14 protein-coding genes are annotated in these 15,519 nt (G+C 64.1%); 8 read left to right on the forward strand and 6 right to left on the reverse strand.

Translation table 11 applies throughout. The annotated features are described in order from the left end of the window. The 5 genes from HPY67_10295 to HPY67_10315 all read left to right on the forward strand — a co-directional run bounded on the left by HPY67_10295 (position 1) and on the right by HPY67_10315 (position 5,934). Entirely contained in the window at positions 1 to 1,566 is a 1,566-nt protein-coding gene (locus HPY67_10295; GenBank protein NPV05108.1) for an NADH-quinone oxidoreductase subunit M, read from the forward strand. Next, positions 1,541 to 2,974 (forward strand): NADH-quinone oxidoreductase subunit N, encoded by a 1,434-nt coding sequence (locus HPY67_10300; protein ID NPV05109.1) that lies wholly within the window; start codon positions 1,541 to 1,543, stop codon positions 2,972 to 2,974. The genes HPY67_10295 and HPY67_10300 overlap by 26 nt, the downstream gene beginning before the upstream one ends. A 143-nt stretch (positions 2,975 to 3,117) precedes the next feature. Then, positions 3,118 to 4,491 carry a hypothetical protein gene (locus HPY67_10305; GenBank protein ID NPV05110.1) on the forward strand — a complete coding sequence of 458 codons (1,374 nt, stop codon included), beginning with the start codon at positions 3,118 to 3,120 and terminating at the stop codon, positions 4,489 to 4,491. 12 nt (positions 4,492 to 4,503) lie between these two features. After that, positions 4,504 to 5,154: a TrkA family potassium uptake protein gene (locus tag HPY67_10310; protein NPV05111.1), complete on the forward strand. Its 651-nt coding sequence runs from the start codon at positions 4,504 to 4,506 to the stop codon at positions 5,152 to 5,154. A 120-nt stretch (positions 5,155 to 5,274) separates the two neighbouring features. Continuing rightward, a complete protein-coding gene (locus HPY67_10315) occupies positions 5,275 to 5,934 on the forward strand; it encodes a DedA family protein (GenBank protein ID NPV05112.1) in 660 nt (219 codons plus the stop codon). Positions 5,935 to 5,942: 8 nt separating this feature from the next. Here the strand turns inward: HPY67_10315 and HPY67_10320 are convergent, their stop codons facing one another. The 5 genes from HPY67_10320 to HPY67_10340 form a co-directional block, all read right to left on the reverse strand. Further along, complete coding sequence (locus tag HPY67_10320) at positions 5,943 to 6,467, reverse strand: hypothetical protein (protein ID NPV05113.1); 525 nt, start codon at positions 6,465 to 6,467, stop codon at positions 5,943 to 5,945. Between the two features lie 173 nt (positions 6,468 to 6,640). Continuing rightward, positions 6,641 to 7,342, reverse strand: coding sequence for an amino acid ABC transporter permease (locus tag HPY67_10325; protein ID NPV05114.1), 702 nt, complete (start codon positions 7,340 to 7,342; stop codon positions 6,641 to 6,643). A 3-nt stretch (positions 7,343 to 7,345) separates the two neighbouring features. After that, the gene (locus HPY67_10330) at positions 7,346 to 8,053 is read right to left on the reverse strand and encodes an amino acid ABC transporter permease (protein ID NPV05115.1); all 708 of its coding nucleotides are present in this window, start codon (positions 8,051 to 8,053) and stop codon (positions 7,346 to 7,348) included. Between the two features lie 141 nt (positions 8,054 to 8,194). Next, positions 8,195 to 9,016, reverse strand: a complete 822-nt coding sequence (locus HPY67_10335) for an ABC transporter substrate-binding protein (GenBank protein NPV05116.1) — start codon at positions 9,014 to 9,016, stop codon at positions 8,195 to 8,197. Positions 9,017 to 9,235: 219 nt separating this feature from the next. Further along, the gene (locus HPY67_10340) at positions 9,236 to 9,970 is read right to left on the reverse strand and encodes an amino acid ABC transporter ATP-binding protein (GenBank protein NPV05117.1); all 735 of its coding nucleotides are present in this window, start codon (positions 9,968 to 9,970) and stop codon (positions 9,236 to 9,238) included. A 342-nt stretch (positions 9,971 to 10,312) separates the two neighbouring features. Between HPY67_10340 and HPY67_10345 the strand changes: the two genes are divergently transcribed. The 3 genes from HPY67_10345 to HPY67_10355 are packed head-to-tail and all read left to right on the forward strand — an operon-like array spanning position 10,313 to position 14,664. After that, a complete protein-coding gene (locus HPY67_10345) occupies positions 10,313 to 11,317 on the forward strand; it encodes a TAXI family TRAP transporter solute-binding subunit (GenBank protein ID NPV05118.1) in 1,005 nt (334 codons plus the stop codon). Positions 11,318 to 11,377: 60 nt separating this feature from the next. Beyond that, positions 11,378 to 11,878, forward strand: coding sequence for a DUF1850 domain-containing protein (locus tag HPY67_10350; GenBank protein ID NPV05119.1), 501 nt, complete (start codon positions 11,378 to 11,380; stop codon positions 11,876 to 11,878). Positions 11,879 to 11,904: 26 nt separating this feature from the next. After that, positions 11,905 to 14,664, forward strand: coding sequence for a TRAP transporter fused permease subunit (locus tag HPY67_10355; GenBank protein NPV05120.1), 2,760 nt, complete (start codon positions 11,905 to 11,907; stop codon positions 14,662 to 14,664). Positions 14,665 to 14,840: 176 nt separating this feature from the next. On the opposite strand, the gene def is transcribed toward HPY67_10355, so the two are convergent. Then, complete coding sequence (def, locus tag HPY67_10360; protein ID NPV05121.1) at positions 14,841 to 15,395, reverse strand: peptide deformylase; 555 nt, start codon at positions 15,393 to 15,395, stop codon at positions 14,841 to 14,843. Positions 15,396 to 15,519 lie beyond the last annotated feature (124 nt).

Below are 15,519 nucleotides of genomic sequence, written 5' to 3' on the forward strand. Positions count from 1 at the left end.
ATGACGATGCATGACGTCCCCCTGCTGTCCGCCCTGATCGCACTTCCCCTTGCGGGGAGCGCCCTGGTGCTCGCGCTGGATGAGCGGCGGGCCCGCGCCGTTGCGCTCGGCGCCTCTCTTCTGACCTTCCTGGCAACCCTGGCCCCCCTGTTCCTCTTCCGGGAAGGGGAGCCGGGATTTCAGTTCGTCGAGTTCTACCCCTGGGTCTCATCGCTGGGGATTGCATGGCATCTCGGGATCGACGGGCTTTCGCTCTTCCTGCTGCCGCTGACGGGCTTCTTGTCGCTGGCGGCCGTCCTCGTGTCGTGGGAGAGCGTCGGTCAGAAGGTAAAGGCCTATTTCGTCTCCTTCCTCGTCCTCGAGGCGGGGATGCTGGGGGTGTTCACGGCCCTGGACGCGATCCTCTTCTACGTCTTCTGGGAGGCCATGCTCATCCCCATGTTCCTCATCATCGGCATCTGGGGAAGCGAAAACCGGCGCTACGCGGCCCTCAAGTTCATCCTCTACACCGTGGCGGGGAGCCTCTTTCTGCTCGTGGGCTTCATCGTCATGGCCTTCCTCGCCCAGTCGCAGGGAGGCGCCCCGAGCTTCGACATCACCCGCTGGACGGCCCTCCGCGTGCCCGCGCCGCACGAGTTCTGGCTCTTCGCCTTCTTCTTCGTCGCCTTCGCCGTCAAGGTGCCCCTCTTCCCCCTGCACACGTGGCTTCCCGACGCCCACGTGGAGGCCCCGACGGCGGGTAGCGTCCTGCTGGCGGGGGTTCTTCTGAAGATGGGCGTCTACGGCATCCTCCGCTTCTGCTTCCCCCTCTTCCCGGAGGCGACGGCAACCTTCACGCCCGCCGTCATGACCCTGGGCCTCATCGGGGTCGTCTACGGGGCGCTCACGGCCTTCGCCCAGAAGGACCTGAAAAAGCTCGTCGCCTACTCCAGCGTGAGCCACATGGGGCTCATCGTCGTGGGCGTCTTCTGCCTCAACATCGCGGGCCTCAAGGGGGGCATCGTCCAGATGCTCAACCACGGCCTCAGCACGGGGGCGCTCTTCATCCTCGTGGGGGCCCTCTACGAGCGCAAGAAGACACGCGACCTCGACCGGCTCGGGGGGCTGGCGGGCCGCACGCCCGTGCTGGCGACTTTCTTCGTCATCACCATGCTGTCCTCCGCGGGGCTGCCCGGCCTCAACGGGTTCGTGGGCGAGTTCCTGCTCCTGCTGGGGAGCTTCCGGTACGCCTGGTGGCTCGGGGCCCTGGCCGCCGTCTCGGTCGTTCTCGGCGCCCTCTACCTGCTCTGGATGACCCAGCGGGTGCTCTTCGAGAAGGACCGCTCTCCGGAGAAGACCGGCTTCGGGGACTTCTCGCTGCGGGAGAAGCTCATCATGACGCCCATCGTGCTGGCGATGTTCTTCATCGGCCTTTTCCCGGCGGGCCTGACGGACCGTCTCGAGCCGGCGGCGCGGCAGATCATCGCCGTCTCGGCGCCGGGCACCGCCCGCGAGGCGATGCCTGCGGCGGAGGCGAACATCCTTGCGGAGGGAGGGACCCATGGCCTTCAGCATTCCCGACGTTAACCCCATGAGCCTGCTGCCGGAGATCCTCCTGCTTGCCGCGGCGGCGGGGATTCTCCTCTTTTCCGGCGAGACCGGCCGACGGAGGGCCGCCGCCTGCGCGGCCGGAGCCGTTGCCGCCTCCCTGGCGTCGATCCCGCTGCTTTTCCTGGGGGCCCGCATCCGGGGCTTCGGCGGATTGATCGTGAAGGACGACGCGACCCTGATCTTTCTCGCCCTCACGGACCTGGCGGCCCTTGCGGCCATCGTCCTTTCCCGCGACGGCAACGCCGGGGAGCAGGAGGGCGGCGAGGTGTACGGGCTTGCCCTGTTCGCCCTGGTCGGCATGCACGTCATGGCCGCGAGCCGCGACCTGCTCGTGCTTTTCCTGGGGCTCGAAATCCTGGCGCTTCCTCTCTACGTCCTGGTCGGCTCCGACCGGGCGGCCCGGAACGGGATGGAGGCGGCGGTGAAGTACTTCCTCCTCGGGAGCTTCGCGTCGGCCCTCTTCCTGATGGGCTTGGCGCTTTATTACGGCGCGACGGGGACCACGGGCTTCGCGGCCTTGTCGCGTCCGCTCGCGCAGCCTTCGCTGGCCTTCGCGGGCCTGGCCCTCGTGACCGCGGGCATCGGGTTCAAGATCGCCGCCGTGCCCTTCCACATGTGGGCCCCCGACGCCTACGAGGGGGCCCCTGTACCGGTGGCCGCCTACATCTCCGTGGCGCCCAAGGTGGCCGCCTTCGCCGTGCTGCTTCGCCTGGGGCTCACCCTGCCGGGTCCCGGCCCGGCGTTCTGGACGCAGGCCGTCCTCGCGATGTCAGCCGCCAGCATGATCGTCGGAAACCTCGCCGCGCTTAGGCAGAGCGGGTTCGTGCGGATGCTCGCCTACTCCGGCATCGCCCAGGCGGGGTACATGCTCATCGGCCTGGCGGCCCTGCCGGCGCAGGGCGGGACGGCCCTGACCTTCTACCTCCTGGTGTACCTCTTCATGAACCTGGGGGCCTTTGCCGTCGCCGTTTCCCTCGAGCGCCGCGAGGGCGGGCGCCTGCAGATCGAGGACCTGTCGGGCCTCGCCTCGCGCAGACCTTTCTTCGCCTTCGCCCTGGCGGCGTTCATGGTCTCGCTCGCGGGGCTGCCGCCCACGGGCGGGTTCTTCGCCAAGTTCACCCTGTTCAAGGCCGGCATCGAGGCCGGGCATCTCCCCGTGGTCCTCGTGGCCGTCGCGATGACCGTCGTGTCCCTGTTCTACTACCTGAGGGTCGTGGCGGTTCTGTACATGCGCGAAGACGCGGGCTGCCTGGAAATCCGCCAGGGGAGGCCGCTTCTGACGGCATGGATCGGCGCGGCGGCCCTCGTGACGCTCCTGACAGGGGTGCTCCCGGGGGAGTTTCTGCGGGAGATCCTCGCGGCCTTCCCGGCGGTCGCCCTGTGAGAGGCAGCGGCGATGCGCGCGGGCAGCCGGCGGGGAGATCCGAAAGTTTCTGTTGACGGCCGGTTCCGGCGGGCGTAAAAGCATCCGAAACAACAGCGCCTTCTTCCTCGATGCACGGTGAAGGCGTGTTTTTTATCCGCCCTATGCACAGCAGAGAGCCCCTGGGGCTGGGACCGTTTCTGGCGCGTCACCTCTCGCCGGCGAGGATCTTCATCCTCAGCTTTGCGGGCGTCATCCTGGCCGGCGCCGTCCTGCTGTGGCTTCCCTTCGCCTCGACCAGGGGCATCCGCTTCATCGACGCCCTGTTCATGTCGGCCTCGGCCGTCTGCGTGACGGGGCTTTCCACGGTGGACGTGGGCACCGATCTCACCACGGCGGGACAGGTCGTCCTCATCTGCCTTTTCCAGGTGGGGGGGCTCGGCATCATCACGTTCTCGGCGTTTCTATTCGGGATGATGGGGCGAAGCATCTCCTTCAAGGGCCGCGAGATCGTCCAGAGCGCGTTCCTGCACACGCCCCGGCGTGATTTTTTCGTCATCCTCAAGTCCGTCATCCTGTCCACCCTTGTCATCGAGTCTGCGGGCGTCGCGTTGCTTTTCATCCATTTCGTCATGGAGTTTCCCGCCGGCAAAGCCCTTTACTTTGCCGTGTTCCACTCCGTCTCGGCCTTCAACAACTGCGGGTTTTCGCTTTTCCCGGACAGCTTCGTCCGCTACCGGGGTGACCTGCTTTTCAACGCGACGATCATGACGCTCATCGTGCTGGGCGGGATCGGCTTCGTCGTGCACCACGAGGTGTTCGCGCGGCTGAGAGACCGACGGGCCAGGATTTCGCTCCACAGCCGGATCGTCCTGGTTACCACGGCGGGGCTCATCCTGGCGGGCGCCGCTCTGTTCTGGATCTTCGAGGACGGCTACGCCCTCAAGGGCCTCTCCCCCCAGACGCAGCTCCTGGTCTCGCTGTTCCAGTCCATCACGCCCCGGACGGCGGGATTCAACACCGTCGACATCGGCCAGCTGACCAACGCCACGATCCTGATGCTGCTCGTGCTCATGTTCATCGGGGGCTCCCCCGGCTCCACGGCGGGGGGAATCAAGACGACGAGTTTCGCCCTTCTGCTTCTGATGATTTGGAACCGCTGGCGCGGCAGCGAGGAGGTGACGGTTGCCAGCCGTACCGTTCCGAGGGAGATCATCGGCCGGACACTCTCCATCACCCTGGCCTCGATCCTCGCCGTTTTCTTTGCCGTGGCGGCGGTCATGGCGGCGGGTCACACGGAGGCGGGCCCCATGGAGCGGCAGCGGTTCGTGGAGTACATATTCGAGACCGTGTCGGCCTTCGGCACCGTGGGGCTATCCATGGGGATCACGCCGAGGCTGGGGGACTTCCAGAAGCTGGTGATCGTCTTCATGATGTTCGCGGGCAGGGTGGGGCCCCTGACGCTGGCCTTTTCGCTGTCGTTCCGGGAAGGCAGGAAAACCGTCGTGTACGCGGAAGAGACCGTCATGGTCGGATAAGGGGGCGCTGCCATGAAGAAGCGGGTTGTCGTGGTCGGGCTGGGCATCTTCGGGATCAACCTCGTGAAGGAGCTGACCAAGAGCGGCGTCGAGGTGATCGCCATCGACAAGGCAAAGGAAGCCGTTCAGCACGTGAGGGACTACGCCGCGAAGGCCATCGTCGCCGACGGCACGGACCCGGAGATCATGAACGCCATCGGCCTGCGCGAGGACGATCTCGTCATCGTCTCGTTCGGGGAGGACCTGGCGGCCAGCACCCTGATCACGCTGCACCTCAAGCAGATGAAGGTGCAGAACATCATCGTCAAGGCCCCCAACGAGGACCACAAGCTCATCCTCGAGAAGGTGGGCGCCACGGAGGTCATCATCCCCGAGAAGATCATGGCCGACAAGGTCGCCAGGAGCATCGTGTCGCCCAACGTCCTGGACTACATCCCGCTGTCCGAGGACTACATGATCTGCGAGATCGCGCCGCCTGCCGGCTTCATCGGCAAGTCCATCGCCGAGCTGCAGCTGCGCAACCGGTATCACGTCGACGTCATCGCGGTGCGCGACACGCTCACGGAGAAGATCCAGATGATCCCCGCGGCCGGCTTCATCATCAAGGACAGCGACCTGCTCGTCGTGGTGGGCCGCGGGGCGGATATCGATAGAATCAAGTGACGGCAAAGGCTGAAGGCGTGAGGCGGAGGGCAACAAATTTTCCGGAAAAACGGCCGCCCGGTGGCACGATATTCGCTCTTGTTTTTTCAAGCCTGAGCGATTAGCCTTGAGCCTTGCGCCATGGACTTTTTACTGAACTACATCGACTTCGTCCTGCACATCGACCGCCACCTCGACGGGCTGATCCAGACCTACGGGACCTGGGTCTACCTGATCCTGTTCGCGATCATCTTCTGCGAGACGGGCCTGGTCGTGACCCCCTTCCTGCCGGGGGACTCGCTGCTCTTCGTGACGGGCACGATCGCGGCCCGGGGATCCCTGGACCTGCAGACGATCCTGATCCTGCTGACGGCCGCCGCGATCATCGGCGACAACGTCAACTACTGGATCGGGCGCTTCGTGGGGGCCAAGATCGTGGAACGGGGCTGGGTGCGGGAGGAATACCTGGACCGGACGCACCACTTCTACGAGAAGTACGGCGGCAAGACGATCTTCATCGGGAAGTTCCTGCCCATCATCCGCACCTTCGCCCCCTTCGTGGCGGGCATCGGGAAGATGACGTACCCGAAGTTTCTCGCCTTCAACGTCTCCGGGGCGGTCACCTGGATGTGCGTCTTCATCCTCGGCGGCTACTTCTTCGGCAACCTTCCCTTCGTGAAGCAGAACTTCACCCTCGTGATCCTCGGCATCATCGTGCTCTCCGTCCTGCCGAGCGTCATCGAGTTCGTCCGAGCCCGGAGGCAGATCAAGCAGGCGCGCAGGGAAGCCGAGGGCGCGTAGCGCGGGATTCACCGCGCTTTCGCCGTCACGCGGAAGCGGCACTGCGGGTCGCCGAAGCCCATGCGGGCAATGACCTCCTGGCTCACCGCATGGTCGGGCAGCAGGGATGAAAACCAGACCTGCCAGAGCCCCTCGCAGGTGAGACAGGCCTGGACGTCCTTTTCGAGTTTGGCCCGCCTCGCCCCGTCATAGGCCGCGCATTTGTGCACCGTCACCTCGAGGGTGTCGCCCTCGATCGCGTAATCCCCGGCGAAGACGCCGCGGTCGGCGCCGAACATCCGGAAGTAGGCCTGCCAGACCTCGAGGGCGTCCTTCAGGTCGTCGGCCTTCCTCTTGCCCAGGGCCTGCAGGGTGCTTCGCATCTCGAGGCGCCCGAAGGCGTGGCGCGTCCGGAGGTTGATCTCAGCCGCCGTCTCCCATCCGAACTTGTCGTTGACCTTCAGAAACCACTGTCCGTCCCAGGCCAGGGCCAGCCCCGCCATGACCTGCGCCCGCACCTCGTGCGGGATTTCGTACGTTTTCCCGTCGGACATCGTTTTCCTCTCCCGGTCTTATGTTCGCCCATCCGAGCAGAAGGCAAGAGGGTAAGAAGGTAAGAAGGTTGGAGAAGCCATGAGCGAGAATGCGGCTGACGACTCATCCAACGTTCTTACCCTCTCACCTACTTGCCTTCTCTGCCCGGAAAGATATTCCCCCGGTCACCGGCCTAGATGCCCTTGCGGTAGGCGAGCTTCTTCTCCAGATACCGGGAGTAGCTCGTCAGCATGAAGCAGAGGATGAAGTAGACGACGGCGATGAAGAAAAAGATTTGGGCCGGGTAGATCATCGTGCGGTTGTTGACCTGCGTGGCCACGTGGGTGAGCTCGGCCACGCCGACGATGAAGGCCAGCGAGGTGTCCTTGATGAGGGACACGAGCTGGTTCACGAAGGAGGGGATCATGTTCCGCACGGCCTGGGGCAGGACGATGTAGACCATCACCCGGCCGCGGGTCAGCCCCGTCGAGAGCCCCGCCTCGGTCTGGCCGCGGGGGATGGCCTTGATGCCGGCCTGGACGATCTGCGACATGTAGGCCGAGGTGAAGACGGTGAGGGCCGCGATGACGGTCCAGCTCTCCGGGACCACCATCCCCATGAAAGCCGGCAGCAGGAAGTACATCCAGAAGATGACCATCAGCAGCGGGATCCCCCGGATCGCGTTCACCACGGTCAGCACCGGATACCGGATGAAGCGGTGCTGGGAGACGCACAGCAGGCCCGCGAAGATGCCGATGAGGATGGAAAGGGTGCAGGACACCACGGCCAGCCAGATCGTGAGCGCAAGACCGCCGATGGGGCCGCTCGGGTAGCGCCCGATGAGGAAGTGCTCGATGTTGTCCCAGATGACCTGGAACCCGAACCAGCCGTCCATGGGTTATTTCATCCCCGTCGGAGACAGGACTTTCTTGTCGTACAGGGTCACGAGGGCCGTGATGGTGACCGACAGCGTCAGGTAAACGAGGGTGGCCGCCGTGAAGGCCTCGAAGCCCTTGAAGGTGTAGCTTTCCACCTGCCTGGCCTGGTACGTGAGCTCGGCGACGCCGATCGTCATGGCGAGCGACGAGTTCTTCGTGAGGTTGAGGAACTGGCTGATGAGCGGCGGGATCGTGAGCCGCACGGCCTGGGGCAGGATGATGTACTGCATGGAGCGGATGTAGGAGAAGCCGGAGCTGCGGGCCGCCTCCATCTGCTCCTTCGGGATGGAGCGGATGCCCGAGCGGATGTCCTCGGCGATGAAGGCGGAGGTGTAGATCGTCAGCGCGATGACCGCCGCGGAGAACTCGAAGTCCCGGGCGTTGAGCCAGTCGTTCACCGACTGCGGCAGGATCTGGTAGGAACCGAAGTACCAGAAGAAGAACTGGACGAGCAGGGGCGTGTTCCGGATGAACTCGAGGTAGCCCTGCGCGAACCACCGGATGGGGCCCACGTGGCTCAGGCGCATGACGGCGATGAGCAGCCCCATCAGGAACGACAGGACGATCGACACCGCCGAGAGCTGGATGGTGATCTTGATGCCGTCGACGATCCACTGGGAGTACTGTCCCGTGAGGACGACGGACCAGTCGAACTGGTAATTGAACATTGCCCTGCTGCCGCCGGTTCAGCGGCTGCCGGCCGCCCGGAGGGTCGGCCGGAGCCTGAAAAAGGAGCCGTCCGCACCCTCCCGCCTGGCGGGTGCGGACGGCTGCCGTTCAGTCCGAACGCTGGGACGGGGGAACCGCTGCTACTTCCGGTCCGCCGTGATCTTGAACTTGCCGCGCTGCATCGGCTGGTCGCTCTTGGGGTGGAACCACTTGTCCCAGATCCTCTTGGCTTCGCCGTTCTTCTCCATCTCGAGGAGCGTGTCGTTGACGAACTTCAGCATCTTGGGGCTGTCCTTGCGCATGGCGATCCCGTAGGGCTCGTCGGAGATCCGGATGTCGGCGATCTCGAACTGCTCCTTGTTGGGGGCCTTGCCGAGGATGCCGGCCAGGATCGACTCGTCCGTCGTCACCGCCGCGACCTTGCCCTGCTGGAGGGCCAGGAAGGCCTGGGGGTAGTCGTCGAAGGAAAGGATCGTCGAGTTCGGCAGGGCCTTGGAGGCGTTCTGCTCCGAGGTGGTGCCCTTGGCCGTGCCGATCTTCTTGCCGTCGAGGTCGGCGAGGCTCTTCACGGTGCCCTTCTTCACGAGGAACTTCTGCCCCGTCAGGAAGTAGGTGTGGGAGAAGTCGACCTGCTTGGCCCGCTCGGGCGTGTAGGTCAGCGTCGCGATGACCAGGTCGATGTTGCCCGCCTGGAGCTGGGGAATCCGGGCCGCCGAGGTGACGCCCTTGAGTTCGAGCTTCACACCCATCTTCTTGGCGAGGTAGGCCGCGAAGTCGACGTCGTAGCCCACGATCTCGCGGGTCTTGGGGTCGATGTAGCCGAACCCGGGCGAGGCGTCCTTGACGCCCACCACGAGGACGCCCCTTTTCTTCACGATGTCGTAGGTGTCTTCGGCCAGGGCGACACCCGCCAGTCCGGCCACGAAGGCAACGGTCAGTAACAGAGCCAGTGCTTTCTTCATGTGAGTCCTCCTTTTCGGTTGATTCAGGGCTGCTTCACTCTTCACTTTATGAATGCCTGGATGCAGGGCACCCGCATAAGAGTATAAAGTTAGGAACCTATGAAGTGAAGAAGTTCGGAAAAGCAGAGAACTTATGGCCGGTTTTCAGTTCATCCAAGTTTCACAACTTCTCAACTTCGCAACTTCTCCTTTCACGGGCGCGCTGCCCGGGTCTTCGGCCTAATGCATGGGAGACAGGATCTCCTTCAGGAACTGCTTTGCCCGCTCGTGCTTCGGGTTCTTGAAGAACTCCTCGGGGTGGGCCTCCTCGAGGATCTTGCCGTAGTCCATGAAGACGACCCGGTTGGAGACCTCCCGGGCAAAGCCCATCTCGTGGGTTACGACGACGAGGGTCATGCCCGTGTTGGCCAGGCCCAGCATGACCTGGAGCACCTCGCCGATCATCTCGGGGTCGAGGGCCGACGTGGGTTCGTCGAAGAGCATGATCTTGGGCTTCATCGCGAGAGCCCGGGCGATGGCCACGCGCTGCTGCTGGCCGCCCGAGAGCTGCGCCGGGTAGGCGTCCCGTTTCTCCGTCAGCCCCACCCGCTCGAGGAGGGACATGGCCAGGTCCTCGGCTTCCTTCTTGTTCATCCCTCGGACCTTGATGGGCGCGAGCGTGATGTTCTTGATCGTTGTCAGGTGCGGGTAGAGGTTGAACTGCTGGAAGACGAAGCCGATCTCGGCGCGAAGCTTCGTGATGTTGGTCTTCGGGTCGCTGAGGTCCATCCCGTCGACGATGAGCTTCCCCTTCTGGATGGGCTCGAGGCTGTTGATGCAGCGGATGAGCGTGGACTTTCCCGATCCCGAGGGACCGCAGACGACGACCACCTCGCCCTGCTTGACGTGGAAGTTGATCCCGTTGAGCACGTGGAGGTCCTTGAACCACTTGTGGACCTCGATGAACCTGATCATCGGCTGATCTCCCGGTGCGAAACGGCCCGTGACACGACCGGGCCGCTTCTGAAACGAACGGTACCTTTTATTATCTCGCATTCGAAAAATCAAGGGGATTTTGAAGCCTCGGCGCCTCCCGTGCCGCAAAAGGCACCGTTTTGAAACGGGTTTTGCGAATGGAACCCGGCGTATGGCCGAGGGAAATGCTTGACAAGGGGGGGGAATTATTTTAATCAAATCCATCGGACCGAATCGGTCATCGTGCCCCGGAGGTTCGGCTCGGGGCTGCACGTTGGCGGGTGACGCAGCCGGTCTTTTGTTCGCAGGAGCCAACTTCAAACAAGACAAGGAGGGTTTCGGATGAAGAAGAGAGCATTTCTCGTCGTATCCATCGTCCTGGCGCTGACCCTCGTCCTCGCGGGGACGTCGATCGCCCAGCAGAAGAAATTCTTTGTCATTTCCACCGGCGGCACGGGCGGCACCTATTATCCCCTCGGAGGCATCCTGGCCCAGGCGCTGACGGAGAAGGTGCCCGAGGTCGTCGTGACCTCCCAGGCAGGGCAGGCCTCGGTGGCCAACTGCAACCTGATCCGCGACAAGCAGGTCGAGTCGGCCTTCGTCCAGAGCAACGTGGCCTATAATGCCTACAACGGCCTCGAGCAGTTCAAGGACAAGCCGGCCAAGAACCTCCGCTTCATCGCATCGCTCTACCCCGAGACGATCCAGATCGTGGCCCGGGCCGACTCGGGCATCAAGACCGTCAAGGACATCAAGGGCAAGAGGCTCGTCCCCGGCGACCGCGGCAGCGGAACCGAGGTCGACACGCTGAACGTGCTCGGCGCCTACGGCTTCACCTACAAGGACTTCGCCGGCGTCGACTGGCTCTCCTTCTCGGGCGGCGCCCAGCGCCTGCAGGACAAGCAGGCCGACGTGACCTTCACGACGGCGGGCTGGCCCACGGCGGCGATCACGGAATTGGCCATCTCCACGAACATCGTTCTCGTCCCGATCGACGAAGCCAAGATCAAGGACCTCACGAAGAAGTTCCCCTTCTACAGCCGGATCGTGATCCCCAAGGGGACCTACAAGGGGCAGGAGAAGGACGTGGCGACCATCACCACGATGGCCCAGTGGGTCGTGGGGGCCGAGGTGCCCGATGAGGTCGTCTACAAGCTGACCAAGGCCCTCTGGGAGCACGGCGCGGCGAAGATGGCCCAGGCCCATGCGCAGGGCAAGAACGTGCAGACCAAGACGGCGCTGGCGGGCATGGCCATCCCGCTGCACCCGGGTGCGGAGAAGTACTACAAGGAAGCGGGCATCATCAAGGCGGAGCCGGCCAAGAAGGCGGTGCCCAAGAAGAAATAGGACGCCCTGTTTCCTCGCAGGAGGCAAGCCGGGCACTCCACGGGGTGCCCGGCTTTTTTTATGAGAAGGGTTTTCCAGACGCTGGCGATCGTCGCCGCCGGGGTCCTGGCGGCCGGCCTTTTCCCGCTGCACGGCCTCGAGGTGCGGGAATCCGGCGGAGCGGGCCGCGTCTTGCTGCTGCAGCGGGTCTCGCCCGGCGACACCTTCGCGCTGTCCTTCGTCCACTCGGTGGAGAAATCGGACGTCACGGACCATTTCCGAATTGACGATGGATACCGGATTATTCTATACGAGACGGAATTCCGCTCGCTCAACACGGGGCTTCCCGCTGTTGTTTCCGAGGGCGAGGTCTTCGAGCGGACCGGCGGCGGCTTCCGGCTTTCCAACAGGAGGCAGCTCCTGCCCGAGATCCGGCTCCAGGTGACCGAGGCCTGGGGAGGCACCCTGTCAGTCAAGGGCCGCGAAATATTCCTGCCGGCCCTTGCGGGGGATGGGCCTGTCACGATATCGGTTCAAAGGGTTTTTGCCTGGGAGTTGCTGCTTTGGGCGTTTCGGACCTGATGTGAATACCGGCAAGGATGGACGACATGGCAGAGGAGAAAAAAGAGATCATCTCGACCCCCGAGATCAAGGAGGACCCGGATCAGATCTCAAAGTACGACCCCGAGATGCGCTTTCGGCCCCTGACGGGCATCACGGCGAAGCTCATCTTCGCGATGACCATCGTCCTGTCGGTCTTCCACATCTACACGGCGGGGTTCGGCGTCCTGCAGGAATGGCGCCACAGGGCCTTCCACTTGGCCTTCGTCCTGCCGCTCGTGTTTTTCGTCTATACCATGAAGAAAGAGGTCCACCTCAAGGGCGGCAAGCACCTCTTCTACGATGTCCTCTACGCCGCCGTGGCGGCCATGCTCAACACGGCCATCTTCCGCGAGATCCTGGCCCTGTCCTTCGGCGCCTCGGCCGCGCTCGCCGCGGCCACCTTCGCACTCGTGCTGTACTTCAAGCAGCGGGAGAACCTGCCCCTGCGCCTGACTCCCTTCGTCGACTTCCCGATTTACACCGCGATGGTCGTCTTCATCGTCTACTTGGCCCGGCTGGGCTATGTCCACCTCAACATCCGCTCCTGGTTCGAGGACCTCAACCCGGAGCTTGTATTCTGGGGGCTCTTCCTGCTGGGGATTTTCTGCGCCATCATCGCGCTGTTTCTCTTCAACTGGGTCCGGATGCTCGTGGCGGTCGTCCGTGAACGCAAGGCAGCCGACTACCGGCTGGACAACGTGCCCTACTTCGACGTCTTCTTCGCCCTCATGGCCTGCCTGATCTCCGTCTTCGTCTTCGTGGAATTCCACAACATCGGCCTGAGGGCCGGCAGCCCCGACCTGGCGGAGCTCGTCGTCGGCAGCTTCTCTTTCCTGCTCATCCTGGAGGGAGCCCGGCGGAGCATCGGGGCGCCGCTGCCGATCATTGCCATGCTGGTGCTGATCAACTGCTATCTCGGGCCCTACTTCCTCGGCATCCCGGGCCTCGACATCTTCGCCCACCGGGGCTACTCGATCTCGCGGATCGTCGACTACATGTTCCTCGGCACGGAGGGCATCTACGGCATCCCGCTGGGCGTCGTGGCCACCTTCGTCTTCCACTTCGTCCTCTTCGGGCTCTTCATCGCCCGGACGGGCCTTGCCCAGCTCTTCATGGACCTCGCCATGGCGCTGGCGGGCTGGTCGGCCGGCGGGCCGGCGAAGGTCGCCGTCATCTCCAGCGGGTTCATGGGCTCCATCAGCGGCTCCTCCGTGGCCAACACGGTGACGACGGGCTCCTTCACGATCCCCCTGATGAAACGGGTGGGTTATCGCCCCGTGTTTGCGGGAGCCGTGGAAGCCTCGGCGTCCACGGGCGGCCAGATCATGCCCCCCATCATGGGGGCGGCGGCCTTCATCATGGCCGAATTCCTCGGGGTTGCCTACATCAAGATCGCAACCTGCGCGATCGTCCCGGCCCTGTTCTACTTTTTCGCCGTGGGGACGATGGTTCACCTGGAGGCAAGAAAGAGCGGGCTCGTGGGCATATCCAGGGACAACCTCCCCCGCGTGATGGACGTGCTTCGGGAGCGGGGGCTTCTGATCTTCCCCCTCTTCATCATCATCTACCTGCTCGTCACGGGGAAGAGCCCCTTCTTGGCCGCTTTCTGGGGGATCATCTATGCGACGGCCACCGGCCAGATTCACCCGAGGACCAAGCCGCTGCTGATGCCGCTGCTTCTCAGCGTGCTGCCCTGCCTGTTCGGCATCAACCCCTTCGATGATGTGGAAATCCTTGCGGGCTGGGTCGTCTTTCCGGCCATCGCGCTCTACTATTTCTGGCGAAGCGCCGAACGCATCGCGACGGGGATTTCCTTCGGGATCGCCGTCGTCCTCACGGGGCTGCTCTATCTCGGGGTGGAAACGTCCCTGGCCGCCTTCTGGGCCAACATGCTCATCGTCATCGCCGGACTCTTCTACAAGGAGAGCAAGATGCGCATCCCCCAGATCCTTTCGAGCCTCGAGGACGGGACGAAGAACGCGATCGCCATCGGGGCGGCCTGCGCCTGCGTGGGGTTCATCGTCGGGGCGACGACGCTGACCGGCATCGGCCTGAAGTTCGCCACGGCCGTCATCGCGCTGGCCACCAACCTCGCTCACTTCGTCCACCCCCTGCTGATGGGCATGGGCACCGTCAGCGACATCACCCTCTTCTTCACGCTCCTGAACACGGCGCTGGCCTGCTTCGTCCTGGGCATGGGAATCCCCACGACGGCCCAGTACATCATCGCCGCCATGATCGCGGCGCCGGCCCTGCTGCAGTGGGGAATTCACCCCCTCGTGTCGCACATGTTCGTTTTCTACTACGCCATCCTGGCCGACGTGACGCCCCCCGTGGCTCTCGCGGCCTACGCGGCCTCGGGCATCTCGGGCGCCGATCCCTTCCGGACGGGGCTGCGGGCCTTCACGCTCGCATCGGGCGGGTTCATCATCCCCTTTGTCTTCGTGACCGCGCCGATCGTCCTCTGGATGCCGACGATTCTCGACGGGAAGACGCCGTTCGACTACGTCTGGTTCGGGCAGGTCCTTCTCACGCTGTTCATGGGCGTTGTCGCACTGGGCGCGACGGTCATCGGGTACCTGAAGGACCACTCGACGGTTCCGGAGCGCATCGCAACGGGCGTCGCAGCCGCGTTCCTGATCACGCCCGGGACCGTGACGGATGTCGTGGGGATCGGGCTGCTGGCGGCCGTCTTCACGCTGCAGCTTCTCAGAAAGAGAAGGAGGCGCAAGGCGGCTGCGCCCGCAAAGGCTGCCGAGGATTGAGCCGGGCATCGACTGCGGGTTCACATCCCGTTGCCGTGAACCGGCGGGCCGACCGGGGAACCCTGCGGCGCAGGCGTGAGATTGCGGGACATGTCGAAAACGCGAACGCCCCGGGACCTGCTTGATCCCGGGGCGTTCGCGGCTCTTCTCCAGGCGCGCTTTGCCCTGCGCCGGCCTTATTTGAACAGCTTGTCGAAAAACGCCTGCTTCTCCTTGGGGTAGGAAATCGTGCCCTCGTGGTCGACGACGAGGCGGCCGTCGAGGTGGTCGATCTCGTGCTGCACGATGCGGGCGAGGAACCCCTTGTAGCGCCGGTTGACCTTGTTGCCGTCCATGTCGACGGCCTTCACCTTGATCTCCGTGGGGCGGGTGACCTCCACGCTGATGTCCGGGCAGGACAGGCAGCCCTCGTTCATCACCTCCTCGTCGCCGCGCGCCTGCGTGACGCGGGGGTTGATGAGGACCTCCCAGTCGTCCTTGCCGCTGACGCCCTTCTTGTCAAAGTCCTTGACCTTGAAGACGATGATGCGCTTGCTGATCCCGATCTGCGGGGCCGCAAGCCCCAGGGCGTCATTGCGGTTCAGGAAGGCCTCGACGAGGGTCCGGATGTCCTTCTTCGCCTCGGCGTCGAAGGGGACGGGCAGATCGGCGGCCTTCCTCCGCAGAAGCGCCGCCTCCTCGTCGACCATCTTCCCGTCGCGCCAGAGCTGCCAGGTCTTGTGCACGGTCATATGCGGCCTCTTTCTTTTCGACAGCGGGAGAATCGGTGTTCGTCCGTGCCGGCCCGGTCCCCTCGCAGTCTGCGGGCTGCAGGCCCGAGGCGACAATGCGAGGCGAAGGGCAACGAGGGCCGGA

Source organism: Syntrophaceae bacterium (assembly GCA_013177795.1).
Lineage (GTDB): Bacteria > Desulfobacterota > Syntrophia > Syntrophales > UBA2192 > UBA2192.